The following is a 20,291-nucleotide window of genomic DNA, read 5'->3' on the forward strand; positions in this document are numbered from 1 at the left end:
TTGATAGCCTACAACACCATCGCCGCAATCCAACCAAATATCAATAATGGAATGTTGTAATGCAAGAATGTCGGCACCACACTGTCCTTGATATGGTCATGCTGACCGTCGATGTTTAGACCAGAAGTAGGTCCAAGAGTCGAATCTGATGCTGGAGAACCTGCATCGCCCAACGCGCCAGCCGTACCAATAATCGCCACGGTTGCCAATGGCGAAAACCCTAACGAGATACATAGCGGTACATAAATCGCAGCCAAAATAGGAATGGTCGAGAATGACGAACCAATACCCATGGTCACAATTAAACCAATTAACAGCATAATAAATGCAGCTATCGCTTTATTACCTGCGAATAATGACGCGGCACCATCAACTAATGGCTGAATCTGCTCAGTCGCTTTCATAACTTCCGCAAAGCCTTGTGCGGTAATCATAATAAAGCCAATCATCGCCATCAATTTGATACCGTCATTAAAGACTGTATCGGCTTCACTCCATTTAACGACGCCCGTCGCCATAAAGACGCCAAAGCCAAACATTGAGCCAAGCAAAAGTGAGTCAGTATACATCTGCACCACAAATGCCGTCACAATTGCGGCTAGCGCCACCAACGTTTTCATCTTGCTTTGTGTTTGCACACTAGCTGCGGTTTTGCTTAACGCGTCACCCTCTAACACTTCATCATGCGCAGCTTTATCGATTGCTAGCTGCTGATACTGGCGCGGTTTACGGTAGCTGATAAATACGGCGACGAGTAAGCCTACAAACATACCCAAAGCCGGAATTGCCATGGCTTTGGTGACTGAGATGTTACTGATATCAATGCCTGCTTCGCCGACGTTTTTCAGCATGATTTGATTGAGATAAATATCGCCAAAACCATACGGAATAAACATGTAAGTAGTCACAAGACCAAAAGTCAGCAGACAAGCAATTAAACGTCTATCAATGTGCATGCGATTGAAGGCGAGCAATAATGGCGGTACTAGCAATGGAATAAAGGCAATATGAATAGGGATTAAGTTTTGGCTGAAGCAGCTCATGGTGATTAAACCTGCAAACAGCATGTATTTAATCATGCCACTGGTGCCGCCCGCATCAATGCGTTTGATCACCGCCCCTGCCAGTGACTGTGGCAATCCTGAATGCGCAATCGCCACTGCAAAAGCCCCAAGCAGCGCATATGACAGCGCAATTTGTGCGCCATTTCGGATACCTTCTTGAAAGGCATTCAAAGTATCGGTCATACCCAAACCAGCGATGAGTCCGCCTGCCAGCGCACCGATTAATAAGCTGAGTACCACGTGTACACGCGCCAAAGACAGCCCTAGCATGATGACGACTGCCAGCAGTACCGCATTGATGGTCATATATTGCCTCTTATTCTGTCTGCTATAGCCTGATTAAGACCTATTAATATCTCATGGGCGATGGATATCACCCTCGCCTCTAAACTGCTTGACGCTAAAACCACCGTTTAAGACGCGCGTCAGTTTACCTTATTTTGCACACAAATCCTACGCACAGAACCCAATAGGTGTTAGCTACGCACTTCTTACCAATGCTCTGTATACATTGAATGTCAGCTAATATTTAAAATTATGAATAACAATATGACTCGTAGTCTTTAGATAGATATAACTATTTTGCGCAGATAAGCGTGTGACTTTGCCTACAAGCCTTGCAATTTTATCGGTGAGCACCATTTATCTAAACATGAACCACGAACTTGACTTTACAAGTCTGGTGAACGAGGAAGAATATATGAGTGAACATAAAATTGCCCAAGACAATATCGACATCGATGTCGACGTTTCATCTACTATCGCTGATGATCAAGAGCGAGACAACGCGCCTGACGATACGACAGGTGATGTAGCTGCAACAGCTGATCGCGTTGAAGATGGTGATAGCAAAGATAGTGATGATAAAGATAATGATGACGACAACACTATTGAAGACGATGACGCAAAAGACGATAGTATAAAAGGTGACGGTACTGAAAACTATTTACCACTACTGGCATTGCGCGACGTCGTCGTTTATCCGCACATGCAGATTGCCTTGTTCGTCGGTCGTGAGCCATCGGTAAAGGCCGTTGAATTGGCACAGGCTGAGTATGGCAATAAAGTCTTGGTCGTGGCACAAAAAGACTCGCTGACTGAAGACATTGATCAAGACAACTTGTATCAGTACGGTACGGTTTGCCGCATCGTCAGTACCATGCCGCATGACAGTGATGAGAACTGCATCAAAGTATTGATCGAAGGTCAATATCGTGCGCGCGTTGATACTATAGAAAATCACGATACATTATTAATGGCAAGCTTTGAGCGTGCTGACCTTGATGTCAGTATGGATGAGAGCCAGCAGAAAAACACGATTCAAGCATTAACCACACTGTTTGAAAGCTACGCAGATGCACGTCTGCGTAATGCTCGCGAGCTGACTCGTGTGGCAAAACGTATCGATGACTTGCTTGAGTTGGTATATTTCATCTCGACCCGTGTATCGATGGATTTAGATATTAAGCAATCATTCTTAGAAAATGATGATCTTAAAACCCATATCAATACCTTAACCGAATATTTGGTTAAGCAGAGTGCTGAACAAAATATCGAGCAAGATATCCAAGAAGCTGTCCGCCAGCAAATGGAAGACAATCAGCGCGAATACTTCTTAAACGAGAAGATGAAAGCCATTAAAAATGAGCTGTCAGATATGAATGACGGTGCGTTTGATGGCGAAGATGATGTGGCTGAGCTAGAGCAGCGTCTAGAAGATGCCGACTTGCCAGAAGATGTGCGTAAAAAAGCGGATCAAGAGCTGAAAAAGCTCAAAATGATGCCACCTGCCTCGAGTGAGTCGTCAGTGGTGCGCAACTATATTGAATGGATTTTGGACACACCGTGGAATGCCACAACCAAGGTTTCCATCAATTTAGAAAAAGCAAAAACGGTATTGGACGAAGATCATTACGGCTTGCAAGATGTGAAAGATCGCATCTTAGAATACCTCGCCGTGCAATCAAGAGTGAAAAAACTTCGCGGTCCGATTCTTTGTTTAGTCGGTCCTCCAGGTGTTGGTAAAACCTCATTAGGCGAGTCGATTGCCCGTGCGACTGGTCGTAAATTTGTACGTATGGCGCTTGGCGGCGTGCGTGATGAAGCGGAAATCCGTGGTCATCGCCGCACTTATATCGGCGCGATGCCGGGTAAAGTTGTTCAATCGCTGGCCAAAGTTGAAGTTAAAAACCCGCTGTTTTTGTTAGATGAAATCGATAAAATGGCGCAAGACTTCCGCGGTGATCCAGCCTCAGCATTGCTTGAAGTGTTAGATCCCTCACAGAACGATACGTTTAACGACCATTATTTAGATATGGATTTAGATTTATCGCAAGTGATGTTTATCTGTACTGCCAACAGCATGGATATCCCGCCTGCCCTGCTTGACCGGATGGAAGTCATTCGTCTGCCGGGCTATACCGAAGAAGAAAAGGTCAATATCGCGCAGAAGTATCTTGTGCCAAAAGCGATCAAGAATAACGGTCTCAAAGAAGGCGAAATTGAGATTGTAGAAGCGGCATTACATAGCATCGTGCGTAGCTATACCCGTGAAGCCGGTGTGCGTAACCTTGAGCGTGAAGTCAATAAAATCTGCCGTAAAGTGGTTCGCGGTTCGGTTGAAAGCCATGGCGCCCGCGCTCCGAAAAAAGCAGAACGTCAGCTGGTTGTGGTCGATGACAAAAATATCGATGATTATCTCGGTGTCCATCAGTACGATTATGGTCTGGCTGAAGAAGAGCCTGAGATTGGTCGTATTACGGGGCTTGCTTGGACGCAAGTCGGTGGTGAGCTACTTACTATCGAAGCGGTGGCGATGAAAGGTAAAGGCGAGCTAAGCTTTACCGGTTCGCTCGGTGACGTGATGAAAGAATCGATTCGCGCTGCCATGAGCGTGGTACGTGCTCGCGGTGATAGCTTAGGTATTGATTATGAAACCTTTAAGACGACTGACGTCCATGTGCATATGCCAGAAGGCGCGACCCCGAAAGATGGCCCATCAGCTGGTGGTGCTCTTACCACAGCGCTAGTCTCTGCATTGACGGGCATTGCTATTCGTCCAGATATCGCTATGACGGGTGAGATTACACTACGCGGTAAAATCCTGCGTATCGGTGGTCTCAAAGAGAAGCTACTAGCTGCTCATCGAGGTGGAATCAAGCATGTGTTGATTCCAGCGACTAATGAGCGTGACTTAGCTGATATCCCTGATAACGTCAAAGCCGGTCTGACTATTCAGCCAGTGGCAACGATTGATGAGATATTGAAGGTTGCCTTGGTCAGTATGCCAGTTCCTCTTAAGCTTGCGAAAGTCACAGTCGATAAAACCTCAAGCAAAGCATTGCATAACTAATTGATTATTTGATATTCAATTCTTAAGAAATAAGAGCCGCTCATTACTATAATGAGCGGCTTTTTTTTGGCAAAAATAAAGAACATCTTTAATAATACCTTATGCTATATTTTAGACAAATGTTTATTTGGTAATAGCTATAATGTTAAACCACCTGATTTTAAACCGCTTAACGCTATCTTTATTGCTCGCTATCTCTTTTCCAGCAGCGCTAATAGGTTGTCAGTCTAATATTGCAAAAGATAATTCTACACCTGCTAACTCAATAGTGACTGGCTCTAGCACTTCTGCTCCAATATCATATCAGCCCATCATAAAAACTGAAAAGCTGGAAGAAAAAATTGTAGTGGTAGCTGATGAAACAGCTAATGAAGTTATGACGCTGCAATGGGCAAGTAATTATTATTGGCAGTTAACACAAGTTAAAGACAAAAAAAGTAACGCTATTAATATTAACACTGACGCGCCGATTACTTTAGAAATTGCGCCCAGTTCGTTAAGCTTGTTTCAAGGCTGCCAACATTTTGCTATCAAATTCGTATGGATGTCCGCACCGCCTTTTGAGTATGGTAGCGAGCTTAGAGAAAGATCCTCGACCTGCGAAAGTGCTACTGAAAATAAAGTAAGTAACACAAATATCAAAAAGTTATTTCCTAACGATAATAATATTATTAAGTTAGATGTTGAGCTATTACCAGTCGCAAAAATCAAACTCGTTAATACTCAAATGGCATCGAAAAACTTGGTCATTAAAATCGAAAATGGCAATACGTTAACATTTGATGGTACGCCTAGGACATTTAAAGAACCGACTGGACTCCCTATTGATAAGGCATTATTAGAGCACTATGACTGGCGGCTGGTTAGCGCCGTTCGTAATACTTTTAATGACAAAGGGCAGGTAATATCTCGAGAGTCTATTGGTCATTTTTATCATCCAGAGTTTCCAGTGTCGCTAAAATTTAGAGGGTATGACGATAGTCAATACGCATTTTTTAGTTCTAGCTGCAATGGTATCGGTGGTCCTTATATTTTGATGAAAGATTATACATTGCTAGTTGGCTCGGGACCACAAACGCTCATGGGCTGCGGTGTTACTGGTAATAGAATTGAGGGCGAACTTGCTAAGCTTATCAGTAATAGCCAGAGCACTCTTAGTTTGAGTTTGCAACCTTCACAATCAATATCGCCAACAGCAGACGATCAGACTGATATGTCTCGCTATAATTTATTGCAAACGATGGAGACTGGCGAAACTCTAGTATGGCAAAACGAAGTAAAAACAATCCCGTAAACAATTTAAAACCCATACGATACTTACATTTATTAACCGATTGTTGCGCAGTTGATGAATAACTATATCTAATCCTTAGCTATACTGATGACGACATTAACGAATGTTTATAGAAATCAAAAGATACTTACCTATAAACCTTCAAGAGTTAGCTTTTTATCAAAAATAACTAAATATTAAAAATAATTGGAGATAATAATGAATAAGACAATGCTTGCAAGTGCCCTATTATGTGGTTCAGCGTTAGTAATGACGGGTTGCCAAACGGTCGAAGGTCAAATGCAAACTGGCAATCCACTTAGCCAACCTGCCTTAAAATCTACTATCAATGCAGTCGCTGGTAATAAAAATGAAGTGGGTCAAGTATTCTTACGTCCAGTTGATGGCGGCGTACAAGTCTACGGTAAGCTGATGAATTTGCAGCCGGGCAAGACGGTATCATTACATATTCATGAAACAGGCAGCTGTGCTGATATGGGTAAAGCAGCAGGTGGTCACTTTAATCCTGACAATAAGCCTCACTCTAATCCTGATGATATGAATGGTCATGCTGGCGACTTGCCTAACCTGACTGCCAATGCAGATGGCGTGGCTACTATTAACTATGTGAATAAGAAAATCTCTGTCGCTGATGCAGGTAAATATAGCGTTAATCGTCTAGCCTTTATCGTGCATAGCGGTGCTGACGACTATACTAGCCAACCAGCTGGTAATGCAGGCGACCGCGTTGCTTGCGGTATCATCGAAAAGAACTAATAGCATCTGAGATTAGCTGTTATTGATATCACAAATATGAATAGCACAAAAAAACCTCTTAGATTCTAAGAGGTTTTTTTGTTTAAAATTTTATAGCTTAAAACAATATTGATGATACAAAAGCTCATATATTAACAATCAATCACCAAGGTAAAAAGTAAAGGAGACTTATTCCTCTACCCACTTGCCATTACGCCAATACACACCCCAACGTGTGGCCTTACCGTTTTTCTCAGAGCCGATATATTGCTCTTTCTTTTTACGTGACCAGCGTAAGATGGTGGGATTACCATCTGGATCTTCATCTGGACCTTCAAACAAATACTGGAATTTATCTTCCATTTTATCTTTGATTTCGCGTAGCTCAGCCAGCTTTGGTGCGCGTGTCTCGCGTACTTTCGGGAATTTAGACGCCGCCAAGAACATCCCAGCTGCCCCTTCACGCAAGATAAAGTAATCATCGTGCTTGGTTGATTTCAGCTCTGGCAGATGAATAGGATCCATGCGCGGCGGTGCGGCTTCGCCTGTTTTTAGCACTTTACGCGTATTATCACATTGCTGACAAGCGAAGTAAGGACCAAAACGTCCCGTCTTTAGCTCCATTTGTCCATCGCACTTATTACAGTCAATGGTTGGAGAATCAGAGCCAGGCACTTCGAACTTGCCTTCTTCTAAGACATAACCATCACAATCAGGATTGTTACCACACACATGCAGTTTCAGACCGCCATCGACGATATAACCATTCATTGCCGTGCTACATTTCGGGCAACGCTTTTTCTCCATCAAATCGCGAACTTCTGCCGCTTCATCATCGCCTTCTGCCTCATCAAGATTGGCAAAAGCTTCGACGGGCATTAAATTCTTAGTGCCTTTACAGCGCTCTTTTGGCGGTAAATTATAGCCAGTACAACCTAAGAATACACCCGTTGAGCCAGTACGTAATTGCATTGGACGATCGCAAAGATCGCAATGCACGTCTGGTACGTCAGTTGGATCATTTGGACGCATACCGTCTTTTTCTTTGGCGCGATCAAGCGTTGTTTTGAAGTCGCCATAGAAATTATCGAGGACATCTTTCCAATCTGTATCACCTTCTGCGACATGGTCAAGCTTGTCTTCTAGCGCGGCGGTAAAGGTATAATCCATCAAATCTGGGAAGCTTGCGGTTAGTCTGTCGGTGACGATATCACCCATTTTTTCAGCAAACAGGCGCTTGTTCTCAAGCTTTACATAGCCGCGATCTTGAATGGTCGAGATGATAGACGCATAAGTTGATGGACGACCGATGCCCTTTTTCTCAAGCTCTTTCACCAAACTTGCCTCGGTATAGCGCGGTGGCGGCTTGGTGAAATGCTGACTCGGATCGAGCTTATCTAGTATTAATTTATCGCCTTTTTTCACATCTGGTAATAAGGTATCGTCAGTTTTTGCCGGTGGCATAACCTTGGTGTAACCATCAAATACTAACGTACGACCACGTGCTTTTAGCTCGACATCATTGGCAGCGACGAATAGATTCACTGACAAATATTTTGCTGGCAGCATCTGACAAGCGACAAACTGACGCCAAATCAGCTCGTACAGGCGGATGGCATCACGCTCGACCCCTTTAAGCTGCGTTGACTTCATATTGACGTTAGAAGGACGAATCGCCTCATGCGCCTCTTGTGCGCCTTGTTTGTTGCCGTAGAAATTTGGCTTTTCTGGTACGTATTTTGCGCCATAGCTGTCTTCGATATAGCCACGTACCGCAGCAAGTGCATCACCAGATAAGAAAGTCGAGTCGGTACGCATATAAGTAATATGACCCGCTTCATATAAGCGCTGTGCCAAAATCATGGTCTTTTTAACTGAAAAGCCCAATCGTGTGCTGGCTGCTTGCTGTAATGTCGAGGTGATAAATGGCGCACTCGGACGCGACTGCGTTGGCTTCTCTTCACGCTCTTTGACGATAAAGTCACTTGAGTTAAGAATTTCTAAGACTTTATCTGTCTGCTCTTTATTGACGAGCTTAAGCGTTTTGCCGCCTTGCTTGGTCGCCTCTAAGCGAATCGCAATTTGCTCAGCGTCCTTTTTGCTACTGGCAACGTGAGTATCGGCATGAATTTGCCAATACTCTTCTGGTATAAAGGCGCGAATTTCATGTTCTCTTTCTACGACCAGACGCATAGCAACGGACTGGACGCGACCTGCAGAGAGACCACGAGCAACCTTTTGCCACAGCAACGGCGATACCATAAAGCCAACAACACGGTCTAAAAAGCGCCGTGCTTGCTGAGCATTGACACGATCGATATCAAGTTTGGATGGCTGCTTAAAGGCATTTTGAATGGCAGATTTGGTAATCTCATTAAAAACCACGCGCTCATACTTACTGTCAGCGCCGCCGATGACTTCTTTAAGATGCCAAGCAATCGCCTCACCCTCTCTATCCATATCCGTTGCCAGATAGATTTTGTCAGCGTCTTTGGCTAAAGCTTTCAGCTCTTTGATAACCTTAGTCTTATTAGGTAATACTTCATAAACTGCTGCCCAGTCATGTTCTGGATCGACGCCCATGCGCCGTACCAATGCTTGCTGGTTTTTTTCTTCTTTGCTTAGACTGTCATCTTTTTTGGTCGTTGTTGGTTTTTTTGCACTTTTGCTTGCGCCAACCGGTAGATCACGGACATGACCAATACTGGAGCGCACGATAAAGTCATCGCCAAGGTATTTATTGATTGTTTTTGCCTTGGCAGGTGATTCTACAATCACCAAAGACTTGCCCTTTGGACTGCCTTTGGGATTACCAGCAGCGGGCGCTGGACTTTTTTTGGTTGCGGTTTTTGCCATATGTGACGACACCATTATTATATGAGTAAATTAAAAGTAAGAATAAATACAGCAGCATGGCAATTTATAATTGTGAGTTATAGTAGCGCGGTGAATCATTATAGTAATAGCTGCTTAAAAAAACGTTTATAAAACAAACAATAACCATAAGATAAAGAGTCAGTTATAAAGACGTTACACTGCTAAGCGTTACACTGTCAACTGTAAATGACTGAGAGTTTGCCAAAAGTGCTTGCATATTGCTTATAAATGGAGATTAAAAAATGATTTTCTACCTTATAGCCGTTTTATAGGCGCTTTTGCATCTCTGACGCCCATTGTTCAAGCTGTTTTTTGAGCACCAACAAATCTGCTTCAATCAATTTTTGCTGATAAGCGGGATTGGATGAAGGACGCACATAAGCGATATCTTCCCAATAAATCACGATACTATTTGCCTTAGTCAGCAAACCTTTAACAAACGGCTCAATACTGACTGGCAAGTCTAGCGGCGCTTTATCCAAGCTAAAATTGGTCTTCTTGATAATCGTATTATTAGTGCTGTTATTAGCACGAATCGCACTTGGAATCGTGAGCTTAACATCATCTTTGCTTGTATCGACAAAACTACTATCTGGTCGCCATTGCCCATCAATCACTTGATAGCGCGTGTGCGGCAGCTGCACATCATCTAACACTAAACAGTATTGACCTAACATTCCACGCCCATATTCGTTGTCTTTACCTTTGATCCAATCAGGGCAACTCACCAGCTTTGGATTCAATTGTAAACGACGCGCGGTCATGCGCAGCTTATCCAAACGCTGATCGATACCGTTAGGTTTGAGCGCCATCATACTCCCTAATACAAATAGTACAATGATAACGCCAATGAATGTTCCCATGATGGTCCGGCCTTTTGGATAAATGAAAATGTACTAAAAAATAAAACCGCTACTATCTATACAACAGGCTACAACAAAGACAGTGATTGCTCAGCTAACTATAAAAAAGCCATCATTAATTGTTTGAACAGTAACTTTTTAACCAGTCATTTTCTAACCAGTAGCGTTCTAATGAGCGGCTGTTTCACGAATGATTGTCTAAATACTGGCTACTATATAGAAGCTTATAATGAGCACGAACCGTTAAAAATCAAGCATGATGAGTTGATAACCATCAACCACTCACGTTTTCGAATCTCGATGGTTCGGCTATATGTACTAATAGATCAAACACTTAACTCGAATAAAAAACAGCATAATAACGAGATACAAAAAGTTGTCATCATCAAAAAGTGCTATGATAAACCATAATTTTAAACGCGCGCAGGTTTATTATGAATTATCTTCTTAAGCGAAACTCATCGACCGCTTCACTAGCGAGCAAATGTGTCCATAAACTCATGAGTAAAACTGGGCTTACCCTCTCGCTAGTAGGCGCTGCCTTATTTACCCTATCAGGCTGTGCAACGACGCAAAGTCTCACCCCGCAGCAATGTCAGGAAAGCAACTGGCAAGAAGTCGGCTACACTGATGGCTTACAAGGGCGTTCAGGTGCTTATTTCGGTCATTACGCTGATAGCTGCGCAAAGGTAGGTGGTCCCATGCCCAACCGCATACAATGGGAGCAAGGGCGACAGCAAGGTCTCAAAAGCTACTGCACCGAGCTCAATGCTTATAAACTTGGTCGCGAAGGCTACGACTGGCAGCCCGTTTGTCCGCTCGAAGGCATCGAAAAGCTAGAAGAAGCTTACGCGCAAGGACGTTACTATTATATCCGTCAACGTGATCTCGATTACCTACGTTCGCCTTATCCGTTTGGCTACGGGCCTGGGCGCTTCGGTTACGGCTATCATCCCTTTGGCTATGGCTGGTAAAAAGAAAACCCCAATGAGTACTTAATTTGAGGTTTAAGTACTCATTGAGGCTGGAGAAAAGTTTATTATTTTTGTTTTATTATTATATTAGCTACCTTTTCGATGGTTGGCTATCTAGCAAACATCATATGATGATCACGTCTTTTATAGACTCACCTTATTCATTGACAAAGGCTATCTTTGTAAGTCCTGCTTGACTGGCAGCGGCTAGCACTTGAGCGACCGTGTCATACTTACTGTCTTTGTCAGCACGCAATTGTACAGAAGGGTCTTTACCTCCAGCACTTTGCTGTTGTAACCGTGCCTCTAACTCCTCCATGCTAATCGCATCGCTGTCCCAAAATATCCCTGCGTCTTTATCGATGCTAATTTGAATAGCCTCTGGTGGCGCCTCATTTAACGCAGCACTGGTCTTCGGCAACTCTAATGGCACTGTCGGATTCAGTACGGTCGCCGTCAATAGAAATATAATCATCAATACCAGCATGATGTCGATAAGCGGAATGAGGTTCATCTCACTCATACTTTGACTGTCATCATCACCCAATTGAAATGCCATAATTACTCTCAATACATTTGGTTATTCGCAATATAGCTCGCTTGACTATCGCCTAACGGACTGTCCCATCAATGGATAATCGTTAAGGCTGCGACGTGGCTGAATTATGATAATGAGTCACTTGCTGAGCATCTGCTGTGTTTGAGTGCATACCCTTTGCTAACGAATCTTGGGTAACAGTCGATTTGCTGTCCGTTAACGGCTGCTGGGTAACGACCATTTCGGCAGAACGTGCTAATAAGTCATGCGCTCTATCGTTGGCGTGATACATCACACGGCGATTGATACGCACTGCAAGGTTATAAAACACCACGGCTGGAATCGCCACGGCGATCCCCAAACCTGTCATGATAAGTGCCTCACCGACTGGCCCTGCCACTTGTCCCAAACCCGCTTGCCCACTCATGCCAATGTTATGTAGCGCATGAAAAATCCCCCATACCGTCCCAAACAAACCGATAAATGGCGCAATTGCGGCTGTCGTCCCAAGAATAGGTAAGCCGCGCTCGCTGGCAAAACGGTAACGACCAATATGCTTGAGCAAGATCTGTTCAGTAACCAAACGGCGAGTAGTGGCATCTGCTGCTATCATCTCAGCCTGTTTTACTTGAATCTGTTGACTCAAATCATCTGCAACATTGGCGGCCAATTTGCGGCTTTGTAGCACACGAATGATGCCTGTCACCCAAGAAAGAATAGATAAAGCAAGCAACAAAAAGAACAAAGTTTTTGTCACCATGTCGCTGATTTGCCAGTATTGCATAAAGTCCATGTCAGACTCCTTCGTCTTTTGTATTATGGCTTAAGATATCGATCATTATTTTTATAACGTTAGATGTAAATAATCAATATATTCAAGATATTACGTAACTAACAGGCACAGACACCCTACCTCTCACCGCTACCCCATTGCGTATAAATGGGGTCAGTTTAGCTTTCTTTATAGCTCTTATAATTTTATTATCTACGCTGCTGATACCTGTACTTGGAGAGATAGATACTTTCGTAATATTACCTTTTTCATCCACTGTGATTGCTGCTGTTACTGATATACTTCCTTTCTTTTTAAGGCTTCTTTCATTCGCGAGGAAACCAAGTTGAGGCTCACTTCGCCAGCTGGCTTCACTAGCGCCGAAACTTACTGGACCTGTATCCACAGGTGATTGTGTTTCTTGTTGATTACCACCTTCATTACCGCCTCCAGTATTCTTTGAGCTATCCCCAACACTACTTGGCTTGTTTACACCTTGGTTACTGTTTGTACTAGTATCAATTGTAGGTTTTTGAGCAGTAGGCTTGTTTACTTTGATAACAGTAGTCGTACTATTATCTACCACTCCTCCCAGATTTGGCTTCTCATTATCAGCAGGTTTATTATTTATACTTTCAGATGGAAGCTCATCAGTTGGATTATGATTGCTAGGTGATGGCGCTGGTGATTTTTTGTTACTTGAATCTTTGGGAGTTTTAGTCTGTTTTACAGTACTAGGCGCAGTAACTGGCTTCGCTTTAGGCTTAGTATCAAGCTTCCTAACTGGTTCAGGTTTTTCCTCTTCCACCTTTATCTCTTCAACCTCAACAGGTGGTGGCGTAACCAGCTCTATTTCGATAGGCGGTGTGTCTTTTTTTGGTTCAACTTTTATATCAGGCGTCTTGATCGCCACCAATGCGACTGCCGTCAGCACGTGCAAGCCCACCACTATAATAATAGCTGCGAGTATCAATTTAAGTGGTGGCGCGTCTAAATCCGTTGAACTCATAACACCCTAATATTCATTAACCGAGGTAGAATGGCGTAGATAATAATGCAAACGATAATTATTATCAATAATAAATTTATAATAATTTTGCTTATCAGGCAAATAATCGGCCAATCATTTAGCGTTATTAATAAGCAAAATCTGCTTAGTCATTCGACCATTCTATCTCGAATATCGCTATACAGACTTATTGTGCCAAGGCAGTCAAACCCCATGAATACGGTGACGTAATAAAAACCATTATCATTTGTATTGATAATGAGTCTCAATTAATTTATCATAGCCCCTAATCGACTGCGAATCTTTAAGATTACAAAATCTCAAGATATTAAGGCATGTTGAACATCTCAATAGCTAAGCGTAAAAACAACCCATAAAAAATCATAACGTCAAAAGTAATACCGTCGAGCATTGTATGGTGTGAAGCATCACATCGATGAAGTTCTTTTTACTTTTATATGACCGATTATTTGATACATCCTTTGTCCAACCAGCTGATATACCGAGTTATTTATGTCTATTACTTTATTGCCTAACCGCTCTACTCCTTTTTTCAAACGCCCTTTACTGACTGCCATGGTGACCGCTCTGGTTGCTACGATCAGTGTGACAGGTTGTAGCTCACCTGAATCTAACGACTCCGAGCCCGCGGACGCTAAGACTGAAAATCAAACAGCAGATAATGCCTCAAATGTCGCTAATAACGATGCGGTCTCTGTTGAAAAAATCACGGTCGACACGGTAAAAGGTAATGTCGACTTGGCAATGAATCCATCGCCGTTGGTGGTCTATGATATGACGTTGATGCAGGATTTGGCCGCGCTTGATGTTGCTGTCGATGGCATGCCAAGCGGTCTAAAATTAGACAATTTACACTCTAAAACACAGCCTGAACCAAAAACAGTCGGCACCGTATTTGAGCCAGATCTTGAGGCGTTGAACGCGATGCAGCCGCAAGCTATCTTGGTCGGCTCACGCATGGCAGAAAAATATGATGCGCTGTCCAGTATTGCGCCAACGCTCGACATGACGATTGATACGGCAAATATCTATGAATCGAGCAAGCAGCGTTTGCATGATTTGGGTGCATTGTTCGGTAAAAGTGCTCAAGCAGCGAAACTGCAAGGTAATATCGATGGGCTCATTGATGAGACCAAAACATTAACCAAAGATAAAGGTAAAGGCTTAGTGGTCATGGTCAATGGCAATAAGCTGTCTGCCTACGGCGACAAATCCCGCTACGGTTTTATCCATACCGTGCTAGATATTCCGATGGCAGATGACCAAATCGCCGATGCGCGCCACGGTCAGCCAATCTCGTTTGAATACATCCAAAAAACCAATCCAGACTGGTTATTCGTCGTCGATCGCAGTGCCGCCATTGGTGAAGATGGTGCTGGTGCCAAAGCCGTATTGGACAATCCATTGGTCGCGCAAACCAACGCATGGAGTAAAAATCAAGTGGTTTACCTTAGCCCAGACTCATATCTTGCCTTTGGCGGTTATTATCAATGGATGCAGGATTTGACGACCATTAAAGAGGCTTTTGCTAACGCTAAATAAATGATGCGTTAAATAAGCAATATGCTACACAAGCAACATGTTAAATAAGCGTCATTCGTTTTTAGGCAACTGTCATCACTGTCAGTTGCCAACCCTAACTTTAAGCCAGTAGCTGATATGCCATTATTTTCCTCTCGTGCGCAGACCAGCGTTAAAGCCCGCCCTACTTTACCAGCCGCATCAACGAGTTGGCAAAAAAGCGCAAGCCATGGTCTAAGTTCTAAAAATCGCCGTGCTTCTATACCGCCGTGGGTCATCAACACGGGCAGCCTCATTATTATGGGGCTTTTGGTGTTATTAAGCTTATCAATTGGGGTGGCTGATTTTTCATGGTCAGGTATATTTCACAGCCTTATCAACCATAGCGCCAACTCCGATAGCTCACTGCTACTGGTCAGTCGCCTACCGCGTACCATCGCTATTATCTTGACCGGTGTTTCCATGGCAGTTGCTGGGATGATTATTCAAGTGGTGCTCAAAAACCGCTTCGTTGAGCCATCGATGGTCGGTGCAACTCAAAGCGCCGCACTGGGATTATTGGTGGTTAGTCTGCTATTTCCAGCCAGTGCGCTCATTGTCAAAATGGGCGTGGCTACCATCGCCGCAGTATTTGGCATGATGCTGTTTATGCTGCTGATTCATCGTATTCCGCCGACGGATTTTTTGATGATCCCGCTAATTGGTATCGTCTTCGGTGGCATTATCGAGGCAGTGACGACCTTTATCGCCTATCAAACAGAATCGTTACAGATGCTCAGCGTTTGGCAGTTTGGTGATTTCTCTGGCGTCTTAGCAGGTCGTTACGAGCTGTTATGGCTGACAGGCGGATTGTGCGTGCTGGCGTATATCATTGCTGACAAGCTGACCATCGTCGGTTTGGGTGACAATATCGCGCTGAATTTAGGCATCAGCAAACGACAAGTGACGTGGGTTGGCGTTGGTATGGTGGCGATGATGAGTGCGGTTGTCGTTGTCACCGTTGGCATGATTCCTTTTATTGGTTTGGTCGTGCCTAATATCGTCAGCCGATTGATGGGAGATAAATTGCGCCGTAGCTTACCAGCGGTGGCATTATTGGGCGCTTCGGCAGTGCTATTGTGCGATATTATTGGGCGCTCGATTCGCTATCCATTTGAAGTGCCTGTTGCGACGGTTTTTGGGGTAGTCGGTACGGTACTGTTTTTATGGCTATTATTACGTGCACCTGCTGAACAATAAAATAACTCGCCATAAAGTTTTTATTCATAATGACTGATCAAACCTCTTTGCCTCTTCTCTCTCTTTTATCGTTGTTTTGTCTGATTAGATAAGCCTAGCACTATAGGATTTACGCATGTTTTCACCGTCTAAGCCTAGCGCCACAGCCAATAACACTATAGATGACAGTGCTTCAGAAAATAACGACAAAACTACTTTTGGACAAATTTTTGTTGCGCGACTCTGGACATTTATAGCTGGTCACCCAAAATCCATTGCCGCTATCATATTGCTGATCTCAACCATCCTATTTTTGACAGTCAACGTCAACGGCCATTGGGACTTTGCGCTACCACTGCGAGGTAAAAAGTTACTGGCGTTAATGGTCGTCGGTTATGCGATTGGCGTATCGACCTTATTGTTTCAAACCTTGACGCACAACCCTATCCTGACGCCATCACTGTTGGGTTTTGACTCGCTATATGTTTTATTACAAAGCCTGTTGGTTTTCTTTTTGGGCGCAATAAGTTTTACCAGTATCAATCCTCTTGCCAAATTCACCCTTGAAATTGTTTTAATGTTTGGCGCGTCATTATTGTTATTTAAGCTGCTATTTTCAAAAAGCAGTCAGGATCTGACACGACTGATATTGGTCGGCGTGATATTTGGGGTCTTGTTTCGTAGCTTATCAGCCCTGATTGCCAGATTGATCAATCCTGATGATTTCGTCGTCGTGCAATCTGCCAGTTACGCACAATTCAATACAGTCAATCCTCAGCTGCTTGGTATCAGCATTGTTATCTGTGCCATTAGCGCACTGTTTATCTGGCGCTGGCGTTATCAATGTGACGTATTGATGCTTGGCAAATCACAAGCCATTAACCTCGGTATCAACTATCAACGCTTGGCATTTGGGCTATTAACGGTCATTGCGGTATTGGTCGCCACGGCAACCTCATTGGTCGGTCCAGTGACCTTCTTTGGGCTGTTGGTTTGTGCGCTAACCAATCGTATCGCTCGGCATATGTATCACAGCGAGCGTCTGATATTGGTCTGTTTGGTGGCGATGATTTGCTTGGTACTCGGTCAGACGATATTTGAGCAACTATTGGGCATGGCGGGTGTGCTATCGGTCGTCATTGAATTGGCTGGTGGCTTGGTATTCTTAATATTGATTTTTATGACTCAGCGTCGTTAATACCGCGCTGATTTAATAGTCATTGACCTAATAGCCAATCATCTAAAAATCATTGAAATATTGGTAAGAAAATCAGATCCTTTGTAAAAATAAGAATTATTATGATTAAACTCAATAACATCTCGCACCATATTGGCAAACAGCAAATTCTTCATAACATTACGTTGTCGTTACCAAGCGCACAAGTGATTGCTCTGATTGGCCCCAATGGGGCGGGTAAATCTACCTTATTTTCGGTGATGGCACGCTTGCAACCGTTACAGTCGGGACAAGTCAGTTTCGCTGTAGATAATGAGGAACGTGATATTGCTAGCTGTCATGCGCGAACTTTGTCCAAAACTGTTGCGATGCTTGGGCAAGATAACCACGTACAAGGGCGACTACGCGTGCATGAGCTGCTGATGTTTGGGCGCTACCCTTATCATCAAGGGCAACCAACGGCTGATGATCAGCAAAAAGTGCAAGAAATTATCGAACGTTTTGAGCTTGCGCCATTAGCCGAGCGTTTTTTATCGACACTATCAGGTGGTCAGCGTCAGCGGGTATTAATTGCGATGATCGTTTGCCAAGATACGCCGTACTTATTGCTCGATGAGCCATTGAATAATTTGGATATGTACCATGCTGGTCGCCTAATGCGTGAGCTACGCGAGTTAAGCCATAGCCAGCAAAAAACCGTGGTCATCGTGCTGCACGATATCAATCAAGCTGCGCAGTTCGCCGATACCGTGGTCACTATGAAAGAGGGTCAGGTAATGGCTGTCGGTCAACCTGCAGAGGTCATCACCCAAACAACCATGAAGGATCTGTATAACGTCGATGTTACCGTACTCAATCATCAAGGTCGCCCAGTGATTGTCGATGCGGTTTAAGTACAGAGCTTTGCAAACAATAAAAGGAATTGTTGATGCATAAAATCCTATTGAATCATCGATGGATAAATTACAAAAACTTATCCCTATTAATTTTAATCATTAGCTTTTGTCTATGCATTTATTACGCTGTGAATAAAAAGATAGCAGATACCCTGTTTTGGTTAGGCATGACTTTGTATGTTCTAAGGTTGGTGGTTATTCCGATGGATTTTACTCAAAATATTGCTTCAGTAGATTATACAAAAAACTTTGACGAAAACAACAGATGGCATAGATGGGTAATGTTGGGTGAAAAATTTGCTTTTTTGATATTTACCGTTGGGATATCCTACAGTATATTTTTGCAATTAAAGCTTTAGTTAGCGACCTTAATAAATACTATCAAAGATAGCTGTACTCTGTAATATTGACGTTACCACCTTGACCTCTGAAGGTTGCATCATCATTATTATGGATATGGTTTAAGTACAGCATATCTTATAGTTGCTCTTTAATGGCTGGTTTCGCGTAATCGCTTCAAAGAGTTGTCTTTAACCGTTAATTTTTGCCTTTGCTTTAACCGACTTTGACGCCCTTTAACCCATAAATAAACACCTGTGCCAGATAAGACCGCCACGGCTAACCCCGTCAATGCTAAAAATATTTGATACAACAAATGACCTACGCCATGGCTGATATGTCCCATGTGTAGCGTTGCCATCCATTGATCAGCTTGATTACCAAATGAGCTTTGATACCCAAAATTAACACGCTCGACATTGCCTGTTGCGGCGTCAACCGTGATAGATGACGCACCGCCTTTTTTACCGATATCTTTATTGGTTTTAAAGCGCATTTGCCATTGATTGTCCTCTTCTACCCAACGCACTCCCAATAGCTGCTGGACACTGACGCCATTTTTTTGCGCGGCGATCTCTGCCTGCCTGCTTAAATAAGCAATACTATTAGCCTTGTCTACCTTATTAGTACTGTTCATATTAGTGCCAATAGTAGTCGCCTTATCACTACTAGATTCAGTATTTATCGCAGGCTTATTTTGTTTCTTTCCTTTGCCTTCATCTCTACCTTCAAGCCCTACCAGCGCTTGCATTACGGGCTGATATACCGATTTTAAATTAAAACCAACACTCGACCACGCAATGACAAACAATATGAGCCAGAGCCATAAGCCAAACGCATGATGCATGTCATAATTGAGCTTAAAAGTATTGGTTTTTCGGCGGATTTTCAAAGCAGGTAGCCAGCGTTTAAAAAATGAAGCGCGGGGTTTGCCAGATGATTTTCTCAATGCGGATTGTTGAGATTTATTGGCGCTAACTGCTCTTGGAAAGGTTAAATAAAAGCCGATGAAACAATTAATCGTCCAAATTAAAGACACGATACCCAGTATTAATTTGCCGATATCACCTAGCAATAAATCTCGGTGCAACCAAAATACCTTGTACATCGTATTGCGCCATGCCCACGCCTCTTTATCACGTGTACCGATGATTTCACTCGTAAAGGGATCGACATATACCTCTTGAAATGGGGCTTTAGGAGCATTATCTGCTGCCTGACCTCGCGTTCTATCTACCGAAAAAACGGCTGATTTGTTCAGCGCTACTGACGTTGGCATACTAGAAAATTGATACTGTGGATAAGCGCTGATAACAGCATCATGCAGTGTGGCGATCGGTAGTGGCGGCTTGTGTTGCGACTCAATATTTGCCAGCTTGTGATTGAACACATCATCTAACTCATCATGAAACGCCAATAGCGTGCCCGTGATACCAGCAATGATCAAAAAAGCTGCCATCGCAAGCCCAGTATAACGATGAATCCATAAACAGCTCTGACGTAACGTAGGGGGAAATGAAGTCATTAGTATTGGTTTTTTATTCATCGTTTCTTTATTCATTGGTTGTTTTGATTGGTATTTAAAAAAAGTTGTAATTGCTATCACATGCTTCATCATTTACTGACCATAAAAAAGCCAGC

The 20,291-nt window shown here is 43.3% G+C and carries 15 protein-coding genes; 8 read left to right on the forward strand and 7 right to left on the reverse strand.

Annotation, left to right across the window (positions count from 1 at the left end):
- Positions 1-8: 8 nt before the first annotated feature.
- Positions 9-1,370, reverse strand: coding sequence for a Na+/H+ antiporter family protein (locus tag JMX95_RS06525; protein ID WP_060491667.1), 1,362 nt, complete (start codon positions 1,368-1,370; stop codon positions 9-11).
- A gap of 613 nt (positions 1,371-1,983) precedes the next feature.
- Here JMX95_RS06525 and lon point away from each other — a divergent pair.
- The 3 genes from lon (at position 1,984) to JMX95_RS06540 (ending at position 6,466) form a co-directional block, all read left to right on the forward strand.
- Positions 1,984-4,416, forward strand: coding sequence for an endopeptidase La (lon, locus tag JMX95_RS06530; RefSeq protein WP_201560393.1), 2,433 nt, complete (start codon positions 1,984-1,986; stop codon positions 4,414-4,416).
- Between the two features lie 142 nt (positions 4,417-4,558).
- Positions 4,559-5,710 carry a hypothetical protein gene (locus JMX95_RS06535; protein ID WP_193008665.1) on the forward strand — a complete coding sequence of 384 codons (1,152 nt, stop codon included), beginning with the start codon at positions 4,559-4,561 and terminating at the stop codon, positions 5,708-5,710.
- A 198-nt stretch (positions 5,711-5,908) separates the two neighbouring features.
- The gene (locus JMX95_RS06540) at positions 5,909-6,466 is read left to right on the forward strand and encodes a superoxide dismutase family protein (RefSeq protein ID WP_045444459.1); all 558 of its coding nucleotides are present in this window, start codon (positions 5,909-5,911) and stop codon (positions 6,464-6,466) included.
- A 168-nt stretch (positions 6,467-6,634) separates the two neighbouring features.
- On the opposite strand, the gene topA is transcribed toward JMX95_RS06540, so the two are convergent.
- Positions 6,635-9,301 (reverse strand): type I DNA topoisomerase, encoded by a 2,667-nt coding sequence (gene topA / locus JMX95_RS06545; RefSeq protein WP_201560365.1) that lies wholly within the window; start codon positions 9,299-9,301, stop codon positions 6,635-6,637.
- Positions 9,302-9,588: 287 nt separating this feature from the next.
- Positions 9,589-10,185 carry a hypothetical protein gene (locus JMX95_RS06550; protein ID WP_201560366.1) on the reverse strand — a complete coding sequence of 199 codons (597 nt, stop codon included), beginning with the start codon at positions 10,183-10,185 and terminating at the stop codon, positions 9,589-9,591.
- A gap of 500 nt (positions 10,186-10,685) precedes the next feature.
- Between JMX95_RS06550 and JMX95_RS06555 the strand changes: the two genes are divergently transcribed.
- Positions 10,686-11,159 (forward strand): DUF2799 domain-containing protein, encoded by a 474-nt coding sequence (locus tag JMX95_RS06555; protein WP_201560367.1) that lies wholly within the window; start codon positions 10,686-10,688, stop codon positions 11,157-11,159.
- A gap of 157 nt (positions 11,160-11,316) precedes the next feature.
- On the opposite strand, the gene JMX95_RS06560 is transcribed toward JMX95_RS06555, so the two are convergent.
- The 3 genes from JMX95_RS06560 to JMX95_RS06570 all read right to left on the reverse strand — a co-directional run bounded on the left by JMX95_RS06560 (position 11,317) and on the right by JMX95_RS06570 (position 13,478).
- Complete coding sequence (locus JMX95_RS06560; protein WP_045444454.1) at positions 11,317-11,718, reverse strand: ExbD/TolR family protein; 402 nt, start codon at positions 11,716-11,718, stop codon at positions 11,317-11,319.
- A gap of 82 nt (positions 11,719-11,800) precedes the next feature.
- Positions 11,801-12,490, reverse strand: coding sequence for a MotA/TolQ/ExbB proton channel family protein (locus tag JMX95_RS06565; protein ID WP_201560368.1), 690 nt, complete (start codon positions 12,488-12,490; stop codon positions 11,801-11,803).
- Positions 12,491-12,572: 82 nt separating this feature from the next.
- Positions 12,573-13,478 (reverse strand): TonB family protein, encoded by a 906-nt coding sequence (locus JMX95_RS06570; RefSeq protein WP_201560369.1) that lies wholly within the window; start codon positions 13,476-13,478, stop codon positions 12,573-12,575.
- Positions 13,479-13,991: 513 nt separating this feature from the next.
- On the opposite strand from JMX95_RS06570, the gene JMX95_RS06575 reads away from it, so the two are divergent.
- From JMX95_RS06575 to JMX95_RS06590, 4 genes are all read left to right on the forward strand, one after another.
- Complete coding sequence (locus JMX95_RS06575) at positions 13,992-15,041, forward strand: siderophore ABC transporter substrate-binding protein (protein WP_201560370.1); 1,050 nt, start codon at positions 13,992-13,994, stop codon at positions 15,039-15,041.
- A gap of 117 nt (positions 15,042-15,158) precedes the next feature.
- Positions 15,159-16,259 (forward strand): ABC transporter permease, encoded by a 1,101-nt coding sequence (locus JMX95_RS06580; protein ID WP_265089717.1) that lies wholly within the window; start codon positions 15,159-15,161, stop codon positions 16,257-16,259.
- A 115-nt stretch (positions 16,260-16,374) separates the two neighbouring features.
- Positions 16,375-17,436 carry an iron chelate uptake ABC transporter family permease subunit gene (locus tag JMX95_RS06585; protein WP_201560371.1) on the forward strand — a complete coding sequence of 354 codons (1,062 nt, stop codon included), beginning with the start codon at positions 16,375-16,377 and terminating at the stop codon, positions 17,434-17,436.
- A gap of 101 nt (positions 17,437-17,537) precedes the next feature.
- Positions 17,538-18,308 (forward strand): ABC transporter ATP-binding protein, encoded by a 771-nt coding sequence (locus tag JMX95_RS06590; protein ID WP_201560372.1) that lies wholly within the window; start codon positions 17,538-17,540, stop codon positions 18,306-18,308.
- 493 nt (positions 18,309-18,801) lie between these two features.
- Here the strand turns inward: JMX95_RS06590 and JMX95_RS06595 are convergent, their stop codons facing one another.
- Positions 18,802-20,175 carry a PepSY-associated TM helix domain-containing protein gene (locus JMX95_RS06595; protein ID WP_201560373.1) on the reverse strand — a complete coding sequence of 458 codons (1,374 nt, stop codon included), beginning with the start codon at positions 20,173-20,175 and terminating at the stop codon, positions 18,802-18,804.
- Positions 20,176-20,291 lie beyond the last annotated feature (116 nt).

Origin of the sequence: Psychrobacter sp. NC44 (genome assembly GCF_904846655.1) — a bacterium.
In the GTDB taxonomy this organism is placed as follows: Bacteria; Pseudomonadota; Gammaproteobacteria; order Pseudomonadales; family Moraxellaceae; genus Psychrobacter.